The 13543-nt window shown below is 45.8% G+C and carries 9 protein-coding genes; 3 read left to right on the top strand and 6 right to left on the bottom strand.

What is annotated here, in order from left to right; all coding sequences use genetic code 11:
• Positions 1-3: 3 nt before the first annotated feature.
• Entirely contained in the window at positions 4-1326 is a 1323-nt protein-coding gene (locus tag QUA47_RS03555) for a WD40 repeat domain-containing protein (protein ID WP_333429744.1), read from the bottom strand.
• 174 nt (positions 1327-1500) lie between these two features.
• Here QUA47_RS03555 and QUA47_RS03550 point away from each other — a divergent pair, with 174 nt between their 5' ends.
• A complete protein-coding gene (locus tag QUA47_RS03550) occupies positions 1501-2385 on the top strand; it encodes a PhzF family phenazine biosynthesis protein (protein WP_333429743.1) in 885 nt (294 codons plus the stop codon).
• Between the two features lie 229 nt (positions 2386-2614).
• Positions 2615-3091, top strand: coding sequence for a hypothetical protein (locus QUA47_RS03545; RefSeq protein ID WP_333429741.1), 477 nt, complete (start codon positions 2615-2617; stop codon positions 3089-3091).
• Between the two features lie 17 nt (positions 3092-3108).
• Here QUA47_RS03545 and QUA47_RS03540 read toward each other — a convergent pair whose 3' ends face one another.
• The 3 genes from QUA47_RS03540 to petH form a co-directional block, all read right to left on the bottom strand.
• Positions 3109-4005, bottom strand: coding sequence for an alpha/beta hydrolase (locus QUA47_RS03540; RefSeq protein WP_333429740.1), 897 nt, complete (start codon positions 4003-4005; stop codon positions 3109-3111).
• A 173-nt stretch (positions 4006-4178) separates the two neighbouring features.
• Positions 4179-5495 (bottom strand): homoserine dehydrogenase, encoded by a 1317-nt coding sequence (locus QUA47_RS03535; protein WP_333429804.1) that lies wholly within the window; start codon positions 5493-5495, stop codon positions 4179-4181.
• 319 nt (positions 5496-5814) lie between these two features.
• Positions 5815-7020, bottom strand: coding sequence for a ferredoxin--NADP reductase (petH, locus tag QUA47_RS03530; protein WP_333429739.1), 1206 nt, complete (start codon positions 7018-7020; stop codon positions 5815-5817).
• A 587-nt stretch (positions 7021-7607) separates the two neighbouring features.
• Between petH and QUA47_RS03525 the strand changes: the two genes are divergently transcribed.
• A complete protein-coding gene (locus QUA47_RS03525; RefSeq protein ID WP_190662616.1) occupies positions 7608-8612 on the top strand; it encodes a phosphoribulokinase in 1005 nt (334 codons plus the stop codon).
• 477 nt (positions 8613-9089) lie between these two features.
• On the opposite strand, the gene QUA47_RS03520 is transcribed toward QUA47_RS03525, so the two are convergent.
• Positions 9090-11867 carry an amino acid adenylation domain-containing protein gene (locus tag QUA47_RS03520; RefSeq protein ID WP_333429738.1) on the bottom strand — a complete coding sequence of 926 codons (2778 nt, stop codon included), beginning with the start codon at positions 11865-11867 and terminating at the stop codon, positions 9090-9092.
• A gap of 456 nt (positions 11868-12323) precedes the next feature.
• Positions 12324-13526: a 5-methylcytosine restriction system specificity protein McrC gene (locus tag QUA47_RS03515; RefSeq protein ID WP_333429737.1), complete on the bottom strand. Its 1203-nt coding sequence runs from the start codon at positions 13524-13526 to the stop codon at positions 12324-12326.
• Positions 13527-13543: the final 17 nt, after the last annotated feature.

Here is a 13543-nt window from a genome sequence, read left to right as displayed (position 1 = left end):
CTTTTATCCCCCGCCGCTAACTCCCTCCAATCGCAGGAAATGCACGGTGCCCGGTAGACCCCCCGCTACCACTGTCACCCCATCAGGCGCGATCGCACAGCAATCAAACCAATTATCTCCGGTGAAACTAGCAATTTCTTTGCCGCTAGCCAGATCCCAGATTCTTAGGGTCTTATCCGATGAAGCCGAAATTACTCGTTTGCCGTCGGGTGCGATCGCGAGTGCCTGTACAAAGCTAAAATCCTCGGTGAGGGTTTGAAGTTCCCTGCTGCTGTCTGTGTCCCAGATTTTCAGCGTGTTAAGTTGTGGAACCGAAATCCCTATGAAGCCGTCGGGTGCCATCGCCACTGCATATACATAGCCAGTATCGGTGAGAGTTCTCAGTTCGGTTCCGCTGAGCAAATTCCAGACTTTTACGGTGTTATCGTCTGAAGCCGAAATTGCTGTCAGACCGTCGGGTGCGATCGCGACTCCCCTTACCGAGTTAGTATGACCGGTGAGCGTTCTCAGTTCGCTGCCACTGGCCAAGTCCCAGATTTTTAGGGTGTTATCGTCTGAAGCCGAAATCGCTGTCAGGCCGTCGGGCGCGATCGCGACTCCCCTTACCGAGTTAGTATGACCGGTGAGGGTTTGAAGTTCTGTACCTGTCTCGATGTCCCAGATTTTTAGGGTGTTATCGTCTGAAGCCGAAATCGCTGTCCGGCTATCCGGTGCGATCGCGACACCCCTTACCGGGCCAGTATGACCGGTGAGAGTTCTCAGTTCTATGCCAGTGTCTGTGTCCCAGATTTTAAGGGTTTTATCCGATGAAGCCGAAATTGCTCGTTTGCCGTCGGGTGCGATCGCCACTGCTTGTACCCCGAAATAATGGCCCGCGAGGTTACGCCAACATGGCCCCACTATTAAATTCCACCTCAAAGGCCGCAGCCAAGGACTATTTTTCGACTGCTTGGCTTGTTCCAACATCCTCTGAAACTCAGGCTTTTCAAAAGCAAGCAATCTCCCCCATAATTGACCTGCTAATTGCGTTTTATCCCTTTCCAAAATTGGTGCTGACCTGTGAAGTACCTGTTGAATCCAGTAGAGATAATCTCGACTTTGCTCCGGCCCACCCAACAAATTAGAATCTGTCGCTAAATCATAATCCTCAATTAACGCTTGAAGCCCCAGCTCATCCAGTTTCGCCTCCATAAAATCGAAATCCGTTAACAACTGGTACAGCTTTTCCCCTTGCCCACTTTCTACTAAATGCCTTGGCAGAGTTTCTAAAGTATAAAGTCGCTTTTCCCGCGACATTTCCCCTAACTCTTGTTTAAACTCACTCATCGTTACAAATCCCTCAACAAATTCTTACAAATCCCTGTTTCTCTATATCTTTCCAATTCTAAGCGCTTCTTTAAAGTGCGTCAAATCGTCGCGGTGACTCGATCGATAAAATAAATCTGCTTTGTAACGCTGGATGTAAAATATCAGTTATCGACTTTTACCAAAGGCATAATTATGAATTTTTATATAGTTGACGTGTTTGCGGAGTCAAAATATGCTGGCAATCAACTAGCTGTATTTTGCGGTGCGGGAGTTGCCGAACTATCTGAGGCCCAAATGCTGCTGATAGCGAGGGAAATCAATTATTCAGAAACTACGTTTATTCGATCGCCCGATCCGCGAGATGGCGGCTATGATGTGCGGATATTCACGCCCAAGAAGGAATTGCCCTTTGCCGGTCATCCGACTTTGGGCACTGCGTTTGTGTTGCAGCAAGAGATTATTCGCGAAAAGGTCGATCGAGTAATTCTCAATCTAGCCGTCGGTCAAATTCCCGTTACTTTTAATTATCACAATGAATCGGCAGATATTTTGTGGATGCGACAAAACGCGCCTAGTTTTGGTAAAGTTTTATCAGCCGAGACTCTGGCAAATGTCTTGAATTTAGAAACCGATGAAATTGATTCGAGATTCCCAATTCAAGAAGTTTCTACGGGAGTGCCGTTTATAATTGTCCCATTAAAAACTCTCGCCTCGCTCAAAAAAGCTCAAGTCAACTTAGATAAATATTTTGAGCTGATTGATACCACAGAAGCGAAAGAAATTTTAATATTTTGCCCAGAAACTTACAGGGACCTTAATGATTTAAGCGTGCGAGTTTTTGCCCATTCATTAGGAATTCCTGAAGATCCGGCGACTGGCAGTGCTAACGGCTGTTTGGCTGGATATTTGGTAGAATATGCTTATTATGGGGAAGCAAAGATTGATGTCAGAGTTGAGCAGGGTTATGAAATCGATCGACCTTCTTTGCTGTTGTTACAAGCAGCCCAAAATGAAGGGAAAATAGAAGTTTTGGTTGGTGGTAAGGTGGTGATGGTTGCTAAGGGAGAATTTGTGTAGAATTGTTAACAGAGAATTATTAACCGCAGATGCACGCAGATATACGCAGATACAGCCGATTCCACGTTTATGAAGAATACCCGCCTATGGCTCTATCCCCGCCGTAGGGACACGGCGAAAGCCTTTGTTCCTAATTCATAAAGCCGGAATACGCTGTATGAGGTAGCTCATATTCATTGATTCGCGTGATTGTTAGGCTAAAAAAGTCATCCCTACCAGAGACTTTCCCATGCTGCAAACATTTTCGCGGACTTTAAATGTATCCCCTGACGCTTCTGAAGCCCTGCTTTCACTTCCCTTAACCAGCTTGCTAGATTCACCGGAATTCAATCAATTATTGGGAAGTCTCGATACTGCTTTACTCAAAGAAACTTTGCCTACTGCTGGAACTGTTTTAGCTCAAAAACTCCCGCCTTTTTACAATTGGTTGCAAACAGAACTAGGACTGAAAAACGTCCCTGACAGTCCCGATCATACTACGAAATGGGTAGTCGGTTTTTTGAAGAATCAAGAAAGTTTAACTCGTTTAGTTGAGTTGCACAAATCAATTCCCAGACAGGCATTAGAACGAGCGATCCCTCGTTTAGTTAGCGCCTTTGATGAAGTTCAACCCACCGCTGTAAAGCAAGAATGGGAAAAAGCGATAGCAGCACTTTGTCTGCTTCTGGCAGTCGCAGCGCGGGAAAATCAGCCATCTGCGGCCTGAAGCCATTCTGTCTGAGTTTAAACAAAGCGCTTTTTTCGGAAAATTTGCAATTGAGTGCGATCGATCTGAACGACTACCGGCCGTGGCTTGTTGAGGACGATCGCATTGTGTCTGTTTACCAAAAGCAACTGAGCCAATACTACCACCAGGGCTCGTCTTTTCTGAAAATTGCCTTCAAAACGCGCCATTCGGACGATCGCCTCTTCGATTTTATAACAACAGTTGTTGCCTTTCTGGGAAATCACAAAAATCGTTCCCGGTATGTAATCGCCTTCATTTGCCCAGAAAGCATACCTTTCGCCTAAAGTAAAGTAGTGAAAAACATTGTTAGCCGTGCAAGTTTTAGCTAACTTTTCCGAAACGCCCAAAGAATTAAAAATTACAGTTGATCGAATATAATCCGGGTATTTTGCTGCTATTTGCTGAGCAACTTTGCCGCCCAAACTTTCTCCGATGACATCCGGCGGATTCCCGCTGTGAAATTGCTGTTTTATCCAATCAATAGCACCCGCAGTTTGTGCCGATTTTAATTGGCGTTCTAGTTTTGCCATAAATACATCTGGCGTATCTTCCAAAACGCGATCGAAAGGATACCAAGAACCGTATCCGCGAATCACCATAACAGGCGGATTATTGCCAGAAATGGGAACGCGACTTTCAGCATAAAAACCAGTGCGAGAGTCTTCAAACACTTTTTCTATGATATAATTTCCATCAATAACTTGCCCTTCCTCGTGCCGAATGTAAATTGAAGGATTATTGGGTTTAAAAGTATCGTGCATTTGGGGTTTGGCAAACTTTTCGTAGAGGGAATCTAGCAAGTGCCTTCCCGTTTGCCGATCGACCAAATCGAATTCTGTTCCTTTCATTATCGCGTAGCCGCCGATTTTACCAACAATATTTAATAAGTACAAAAAATCTACCTAAACCCGCCACCGCACAACGAAGAATCTAAATTAACTTTTACTTGTATCAGATAGCAAAAATCTACATGACATTTACCGTTGGGGGAGTGATAGGGCGGGTTTTAGAGATTGTTAATTATTAGCCAATATTTTATGTGAAACCCGCCCCTAGCAAATCACTTTTACAAAACTCGCAACGTGCTAGCAACACTATCGACTGCTTCCAGCGCGCGAATTTCATCGAGTGCTTGTTGAAAATTGCCTTCCCTAACATCGTGAGTCACGACGACAATTTCTGCTAAATCGCCGTGAATTCCCGTCTGCACAACAGATTCCAAACTAACTTTGTGGTTGCCGAAACAAGTGCCGAGTTTGCCAATTACCCCCGGAGTATCGCGGGTCAGAAAACGAGCATAAAAACGAGTAACAAGTTCCTGCATCGGAGCAATTTTGCAGTAGTGTTGGTGACTGCAACTGAGTAAAGGATGAGGAGTCGGAACAGCTTGACTTTTCAGGATGGCCGCCACATTTATAATGTCGGATACTACAGCGCTAGCTGTGGGGCCCGCACCGGCGCCGCGCCCGTACAGCATCAATTGCCCGATCGGCTCTCCTTCGACTAAAATTGCATTGTAAACCCCGTTGACACTCGCCAGCGGATGAGTTTTCGGCACAAAAGTAGGATGCACTCGAATTGACAGGAGTTCGCTTTCTCCCTCCGCTTGCTTGCCATTGTAGCCGGAGGTTTCTTGAGCAATAGCCAACAATTTAATCACAAATCCCAGCTTGTCGGCGTAGTCAATATCAGCCGCACTAACTTTTCTGATACCTTCGCAGTGAACATCTGCTAATTTGATGCGTCCGCCAAAAGCTAGCGAGGCTAAAATAGCAATTTTATCGGCAGCATCTAATCCATCTACATCTGCTGTGGGGTCAGCTTCAGCATAACCTAATTGCTGAGCGTCGGCGAGCACTTCGGCAAAGTCGGCGCCTTCTGTTTGCATCCGCGTCAGGATGTAATTAGTTGTGCCGTTGACAATGCCGGTGACAGTTTTAATGCGGTTTGCACCTAAAGATTGTTTGAGGCTTTGAATGACCGGAATGCCGCCGCCGACCGCAGCTTCTAGCATTACGTAAACGCCTTTTTTGTTGGCGGCCTCGAAGATTTCATTCCCGTAGCGGGCGATAACTGCTTTGTTGGCAGTGACGACGTGCTTGCCGCTGGCAATAGCTTGCAGAATGAGCGATCGCGCCGGTTCCAATCCGCCAATCAGTTCTACTACAATATCAATTTCCGGGTCAGTTGCGATCGCTTCTAGGTCAGTTGTCAGCACATTTTCTGGCAATTGTAAAGACCGAGTTCGAGAAATATCGCGCACTCCCACCCGATAGATTTCCAATTCCTGCAACAGCGGATGGCGGCCGTCTGGGGAGAGCAAAATCTCTGCTGTTCCCGCGCCAACTGTACCCAAACCTAACAAACCAATTTTGAAAGCCACGACTTTGACCCGTAGAAACTCAATTAAGCCACAACCATTGTAGGCTATTCCCGTACCGGAGCAGTGAAAATAGTATTGTAGGGTACGCATTCGGTACCTTATATCAATTCCGGTTGCACTCATACATGGTTGTTGACTGTTGACTGTTGACTGTTGACGGGCGCGTCGAAAAACTGAATGGTTGAGTGTTAACTCTTGACTCGATTTTATTATTCCGATGCAACCGGAAACGATATTACAAGTCGGAGACAATTGCCCTAAAAACAATTGTAGGGCGAGCCAAGCCCACCCTACAAATCAGATTAAATCAGGTAACACATTAATAAGTTTCAACGTGCCAACGGTGCTCTTTCTTCAACTGTTTCTGATAGCCAGCCCAGTCAACACCGTGCTTGCCAGACGCCGCAGACATTCCTTCATCAATTCCGCCTTCCATACCCTTCAAACCGCAGATATAAGTGTGAGTATTCGGCTTTTGAACCAATTCCCACAATTGGTCTGCGTTCTCTTGAATCCGGTTTTGAATGTACATCTTGCCGCCGTCAGCATTCTTTTGCTCGCGGCTGATGGCATAAGTCAAGCGGAAATTATCGGGGAACTCGCGCTGCAATTGCTCCAACTCTTCCTTATAGAGAATGTTGGGGGTGTAAGCAACTCCCAAGAACAGCCAAGCTAAACCTTTGAATTTGTAATCGGGATTGTTTTCTTTAAACATCCGCCACAAGTAAGCGCGGAAAGGAGCAATACCCGTACCGGTAGCCATCATAATAATGGTGGCTTCTTCGTCGTCGGGCAACAGCATTTCCTTACCTACGGGGCCGGTGATTTTGACATCATCCCCCGGTTGCAAACCGGTGAGAAAAGTCGAACAAACACCGAACACTTGTTCGCCAGTTTCTGGGCTTTTGTACTCCAGCCGGCGGACGCACAGGGAGATTGTTTTGTCGTCGAGGTGGTCGCCGTGACGGGTGGAGGCGATCGAGTACAGCCGAATTTTGTGAGGTTTGCCGTTTTTATCTGTGCCATCGGGAATAATCCCGATACTTTGACCTTCGAGATAGTGCAAATTGCCTCCAGAAATGTCAAAGGTGACGTGACGGACTGTGCCTTCGCCGCCTTCTCTGACCAATTCTTCTGTAGAAATGCACTTACCAATATAGGGATTGGCCGGCTTGTAGAGGTTAACAGGAACCTGAACTTTTTCCTTGGCTTGAGTCATGGGCTTAGTTTCTTCTCCAGATTTCTGACTCTGTAGCCCTGCTTCTGGTGCGACTTTGCCATTTGTTTCGGGCGCGCTGTTTGAGGGGCGGATGCTGACAATTCTTCCACCCATGCGAGCAATCCTACGCATTTCCTGATTCATGCGATCGTAGGGCACGGAGATAAATACGCTGCCACTACGGCGAATCGGGTTACTTAATTGGTCAGTTGCTTGGCTCTGACGCATACCCTCCACTTCGTAAACAAAGATGCGGCTGCCTGATTCTGAGTTTGCCGCTCCACCAGATAAGCTTGGGCTGTACATTTGTTGATTTTCCTTCACGATACAGAGTTATAAAGAAAGAGAATGTGACGTTAGACTCAATTTACTTTTTTCTTAAGGCCATCGGGACTAATTGGCCTCGCCAATTTCTGGGCCTCGCCACGCCGGCAGGAGTGTTGAAGTTGCGATCGCTCGCGTATCAAATCCCTACTAGCCGAACGCCGCGCTCACCGAGCCCTATTGCGTTCGGCTGTTGACCTATAGCTATTGTTGTCTGCGTACTGCCAATATTTTACCCGATCGGGGGATCTGCCCCGATAAGTCCTTGTGATTTGGGGAGCGCCCCACCCGAGAAAGGAAGATTCGAGCAGTTTAATGAGGTTGAGCTTGTAGGGGGCGGACGCATTCTGGTAAGATTAACCGCTAAAGTTAGTATTAATTACTTGCCTTGAAGATTGCTTGGGTCTTCCCGGGCAGGCAGTCAACTCACTGCTGTATGCTGGTGAGAACTCGATCCTCTCGGGGTAGCAAAGCAGCATAAAGCCTGCTGGTCGCTACCTGCGGGCTGAAATTTTGTGGAATCTAGACTTGAGTTAGTTAGTAAACCGTGATTGTTTTAGAGGGAAACTATGACCAGTAAGCCGGATCGCGTGGTTTTAATTGGCGTTGCCGGAGATTCCGGATGCGGAAAATCTACTTTTTTACGCCGATTGACAGATTTGTTCGGGGAAGATTTCGTGACTGTAATCTGCCTCGACGACTATCACAGTCTCGATCGCAAGCAGCGCAAGGAAACAGGGATTACAGCCCTTGACCCCAGAGCGAACAATTTTGACCTGATGGCAGAGCAAATGAAGGCGCTCAAAGAAGGTAATGCGATCGACAAGCCGATCTACAACCACGAAACCGGTATGATCGACCCGCCCGAAAGGGTAGAGCCGAATCACGTGATTGTGATTGAGGGGCTGCATCCGCTGTACGACGAGCGAGTTCGATCGCTCCTCGACTTCAGCGTCTACCTCGACATCAGCGACGAGGTAAAAATTGCTTGGAAAATCCAGCGCGACATGGCGGAACGGGGCCACCGTTACGAAGACGTGCTGTTTGCGATCAATGCTCGCAAACCCGATTTTACAGCCTACATCGACCCGCAAAAGCAATATGCTGATGTGGTAATTCAAGTGTTGCCGACCAACTTGATCAAAGATGACAAAGAGCGGAAGGTTCTGCGCGTGCAGATGATCCAGCGCGAAGGCATCGCCAATTTTGAGCCTGCGTATTTGTTTGACGAAGGTTCAACAATTAACTGGGTTCCTTGCGGCCGCAAGCTGACTTGTTCCTATCCCGGAATTAAGATGTACTACGGGCCGGATGCTTTCTACGGTCACGAAGTCTCGATTTTGGAAGTAGATGGTCAATTCGAGAATCTCGAAGAAGTTATTTACATCGAAAGCCATTTGAGCAAGACTTCTGCGAAGTATGAAGGCGAGTTAACTCACCTGTTACTCCAGCACCGCGAATATCCTGGTTCTAACAATGGTACTGGTTTGTTCCAAGTGTTAGTCGGATTGAAGATGCGGGCGACTTACGAGAAGTTGACTGCAAAAGAAGCGAAAGTGGCTGTTAGTGTTTAAAACGCAGACATGAAAGATTTGGGAGGCGCAATTGCGCCTCTTTTTTTGTGGAGAAATGAACCGCAGAGGGCGCAGAGGGCGCAGAGAAGAGTTAGGGAATAATACAATTCATTTCAGAAATATCTAAATTTCAAAAAATGCCTGTATTGCCTATGAAATCGTGAGATGAGATTCGGAAAAAAGCGTTAACCCAAGCATATTGAGTTAGGGTAGAGTGTTTGGCAATAGAGAGTTTAAAAATGTTTTTCATGCTTGATTGAGGGTAGTTCTACTTTCTTGAATTATCTATAGCGGTTCTCGGAAAGATGAGGTATTCACCAATTCATTAACAATTCCCCAATCCTCGAATCCCCCAATCCTCCAATCCTCCACTCCCCTAATCTAAAATTCTGCAATCTAAGTTGTACCTCATCTTTCTAATAACCGCAATAATTCGATGCAACCCTGTCTGAATATCGATTAAGAATGCCAAAAACTTTACTGCTGCACCATTACCTCTTCCAGCAATAGCTTCATTCGGTTGCCGATCGCCCCGACATTGGGTTCCTGTAAAATACCTAGATGGTCTCCAGGTATATCGTAAATGGTCAGATTGTCTTTGAGAAAAGGTTTCCAGCCTAGATCCGGATCGAGACTGACACTTACGCCCTCTTCAGAATCCAGTGCTCTAAACATAACTACTTTGCCAGCATAGGGTTTTGGCACGTAAGCTCGTTCTGCTTGCTGAATTATCTTCTCTGTCATCAAATAGTCTGTGGTGTAAGACATTGACTCTGTAGGTTCTTTCGGCTTAAAGTATCGCCCGATCGTCTTGCGGGCCGGCATTGTCATGGGGTCTGTAAGTGTCATTATTTTATCGACGACACTACGGACGATGTAACCTATACCCTCCTTAGCAATTTTTTGGGTATGGAAGCGCAGCCGCTGCTGAATGGGTAGGGGCTTGTAGGCAGAGGGCAACATGGAATCAAACATCACCAATAACGCTGTTTCTTGTCCTTTAGCTGCCAATTTTTGAGCTACCTCAAAAGCAACAATACCTCCAAATGACAAACCACCCAAATAATAGGGGCCTTCTGGTTGCACCTTCACGAGTTCATTGATGTAATAGTCTGCGATCGCCTCAACCTTATTGAGTGGTCCATTCATGCGATCTTTAACAAGAGTAATTAGGGCATATATCGGCCGATCTAGCCCCAAATATGGAATTAACGGATAATAAATAGACACTCCTTCAAACAGAAATAGTGGTGGCACAGAACCCTTCGGTTGAATCTCAACTAAGGAAAGGCTTTGGCTGGGGATATTCCCTTGACGTAGAATGTCGGCTAATTGTTTGATGGTTGGGGCTTGGAAGATAATCGATAGTGGCAAACTCTGCTGGAACTTTTCGTCAATTTTGTCAGCTAAGCGAGCTGCTAGCAGGGATGTACCGCCTAAATCCATTAAATTATCCGTAGTACCGATCGGCTTAATATTGAGTACCTGCTCCCAAATTTGGACAAGTCGAGCTTCTAGTCCATCAATAGGCAACACAATTTCACTGTACTGAACCATATCAACAACCTGCGGTTCTGGAAATGCACGACGATCGACTTTACCATTGGGGGTCATGGGGAAGCTCTCCATCACTACAACCGCTGGCGGAATCATGTATGCCGGTAGCTTTGTTTGTAGAAAACTACGCAATGCAGACACCTGAATTGGTTGTCCGTGCTTCGGAATGATATATGCCACTAAGCGCTTTTCACCGGGTACATCTTCCCGTGCCAAAACTATAGCTTGTTGCACAGATGGGTACTGTTCCAAATAGGTTTCAATCTCTAGTAACTCAATCCGAAAACCTCGAATTTTTACTTGAAAATCGATGCGACCAATAAACTCCAACGTTCCATTGGGTAAATAGCGGGCAGTATCCCCTGTTCTGTAAAGTTTGTCTCCAGGTCGATCGCTAAATGGATTAGCAACAAAATTACTTGCAGTGCGTTCTGCCAAATTGAGATATCCCCTCGCAAGCCCTGGGCTGCCAATATACAGTTCTCCAATATCGCCATCTGGCACAAGATTTAGGTTTTCATCCAGAATGTAAATTTGGCTGTTGGGAAGAGGACGACCGATCGGAATGTCTGCTTCACTACTGAGATCGTAATCTTCAGCGATCGGGTCAAAAATGGTGGCCGTCACCGTAGTTTCAGTTGGCCCATAGGCATTGAGCCAACGAGGATATTGCCCAACCAATTGTCGCCATTCACCATACAGAGCCCGAGAGGCTTTTTCTCCGCCCACAATCACCAATCTCACATCTGGCGACATGGGAACGCGTAGCAATGAGAGTCCGCTGACGAGGCCATGCCAAAAAGCAGTTGGCAAGTGCAGAATAGTAATGCGTTCTTGCTCAATAAATTCGAGGAATTGGCGGGTAGAGCTAATACAGTCTTCCGTTCGCAGCACGATTGTTGCACCACTTACCAAGGATGGAAAAACTTCCCCAATGATGGTGTCAAAGCTCATGCTAGAGAATTGAAGTACCCGATCGCCCAATCCAAGATTAAATGCCTGTGCGATCGCCTTGCTGTGGTGAACCATGCCCCGGTGAGCAATCATTACACCCTTGGGATATCCCGTCGAACCAGAGGTGTAAATAACGTAAGCCAAATGCTCGGGCGTTGTCAGCAGAGACAAATTTTCAGTGCTGTATAGCGCCATCTCGTGCCAGTCTGTATCTGGACAAATCACGCGAGCATTGTGTTCTGGCAAAAATTCAACCAGATGCTGTTGAATCAAAATGAATCGCACAGCGGCGTCTTGTAACTTGTACGCTCGACGTTCGTGGGGATAGGTTGGGTCGATCGGCACATAGGCCGCCCCAGCCTTGATCACCCCCAAAAAGCAAATCACCATTTCCATGCAGCGATTCATAGAGATAGCAATCAGTTCATCCGGTTGCACTCCTAGTGCTTGAAGGTAATGGGCGAGCTGGTTTGCGCGTTGATTTAAGGCATCATAGGTTAATTCTTGCCCTTGAAATGACAGGGCGATCGCATCAGGAGTCTGCTTAACCTGTGCTTCAAACCATTGATGGATACTCACATAGTCAGATCGAGTTAGATCGACTTGAGAGTCCTCGACAGAGGAAATATCGTGAGTATATAATGGAACATCAACACAGACATCGTGGGTAGTTTTTAGCGCATCAGTTTCCTTGTTGGGTAAGTACCCATCACCACTCCTCAAAAAATCTTGAGAGTTCATCATATTTGTGATTTAAGTAGGGCGAGCGAGCTTAAGAGATGGCACCCTGTCGGCAATTCCTTCTGCCGCATTCATCCAGCTCACAGCTTTTTGTGGACTGCTTGTTGTGCAGTGTCGAAACTGCCGCAGTGCAGTAATACTGCGTCGAACCAATCTATCACAGTTGCCTGGTCTATCTGAATATGGCGGCGCGAATCAATGCGCTTTTGGGGAACGGAAGTTGTTTCTGGATAATTACTTTTTCTCTTGTTTTAATTATACGGCTTATTAATTAAGCTGTTGTACATCAAGACTGTTTTGGGAATCATCTCATTAGCGAGCGGGGGCGATCGCAGTAAAAAAGCAAAACAGAGATGATCCCTTACTCCTTCAAGGGATCTAAACTGCTTTGCCTGTAAATGTTTCAGCTATTTACATTTTTTTTGTATGCCTTAAAAATTTGTACGTTTTCTTAAGTTGTCACCAATAGGGGAGGGTGTTTGCAAGTAGAGAGGTTAAGAAGGTTTTTCCGGCTTGATTGAGGTCGCTATCTAGGGAAAAAGTTAGACTGCGAACTTGAATATCGCCAATTTGTTGGTCTATGGGCGCTTTGAGAGTTTGAGGGTAGATGAGAATTGCATTTTTACAGTTTAGTAGCGTTGCGTAGGTAACTACTTGATTACGATCCGTATTGTCTACTTTATCGGGAGCTTTGTATTTTGTATCGAGGACGTACAGGATTTCATTTGTTCCACTATCGCCTAGGAGTAAGTCAATCCGATCGAAATAGTTTTGGTCATGGGTGACTCGGTGTTGTGGTTTGACAAAAAAGCCTTTTGGTGTATTTGCTTTGAGCCATTCAGCGACAAATTGTTCATATAACTTAGCCATGTCTATGAGAAAAGGGAGCATTTCGCGATCGCCTTTTTCGTGACTGGGCCCTGTGTTATCTAAAAAAAATCGACATAAGGCGTGTAAAAGTTGATAATCTTGATTCAAACGGTGATAATTTCTATCAATACAAGCTTCTGATTTAAAATGTTTTAATGTAACAAATCCTTGGAGTGCGTGAAAGGCTTTTCGCACAGTCGATGAAACAGATTCACCGCACAAACCGCTGCGGCCAAGGATGAAAAGTGTCCAAGCCAGAATTTGATTGTCTTCGATATCGCCTGTTTGTTCGTTATAGTGGCATTTTAGTTTAACATCCCAAGGTTTTTGCAGGGCTGACCGCAAATCGACGCGGCCGCGAATGTAGGCGAGTCTTTCTGTTTTGGATAAGTAATCGCGATATAATCCTTTGCGACAGCGTTCTAGAATTTTTTGGGCAAGGAAGTTAGCTAATCTCTCGTAACTTTCTTCTAAAAATTGGCACTGAATCGATCCTTGGGGAAATTTTATCTTAAGGTTGTAGGCATAGTCAAGCATTCCGAAGAGGTTGTTTATGGAAACCTTGGGGCGGATGGCGATGTGAAATTCTGGAGTGATGGGAATGTTGCCAACTCTGCCTTTAGATTTTAAGTGCCATTGATATTTTGTTTTAGGGTTGGGAAATTCTATATCTATTTCCTTGGCATAATTATGGTATATTTTCTGTCCTACTGATTCGGGGATTGAGTCTTGTTCAAAAGTTGCTAATTGATATTCTGTAAGTTCGATAATTCGGGGTGATTCTGGTTTCATAATTGTGGTGGATGCAG

Source organism: Microcoleus sp. MON2_D5 (assembly GCF_036701905.1).
Lineage (GTDB): Bacteria > Cyanobacteriota > Cyanobacteriia > Cyanobacteriales > Microcoleaceae > Microcoleus.
Note: the sequence above shows the minus strand (reverse complement) of the source record. Positions and strands in the feature narration are given on the sequence as shown.

What these genes read in the sequence shown, in the direction of transcription:
- QUA47_RS03555 (WP_333429744.1), bottom strand. Translation starts at nt 1,326, where the DNA reads ATGAGTGAGTTTAAACAAGAGTTAGGGGAAATGTCGCGGGAAAAGCGA.
- QUA47_RS03550 (WP_333429743.1), top strand. Translation starts at nt 1,501, where the DNA reads ATGAATTTTTATATAGTTGACGTGTTTGCGGAGTCAAAATATGCTGGC.
- QUA47_RS03545 (WP_333429741.1), top strand. Translation starts at nt 2,615, where the DNA reads ATGCTGCAAACATTTTCGCGGACTTTAAATGTATCCCCTGACGCTTCT.
- petH (WP_333429739.1), bottom strand. Translation starts at nt 7,020, where the DNA reads ATGTACAGCCCAAGCTTATCTGGTGGAGCGGCAAACTCAGAATCAGGC.
- QUA47_RS03525 (WP_190662616.1), top strand. Translation starts at nt 7,608, where the DNA reads ATGACCAGTAAGCCGGATCGCGTGGTTTTAATTGGCGTTGCCGGAGAT.
- QUA47_RS03520 (WP_333429738.1), bottom strand. Translation starts at nt 11,867, where the DNA reads ATGATGAACTCTCAAGATTTTTTGAGGAGTGGTGATGGGTACTTACCC.
- QUA47_RS03515 (WP_333429737.1), bottom strand. Translation starts at nt 13,526, where the DNA reads ATGAAACCAGAATCACCCCGAATTATCGAACTTACAGAATATCAATTA.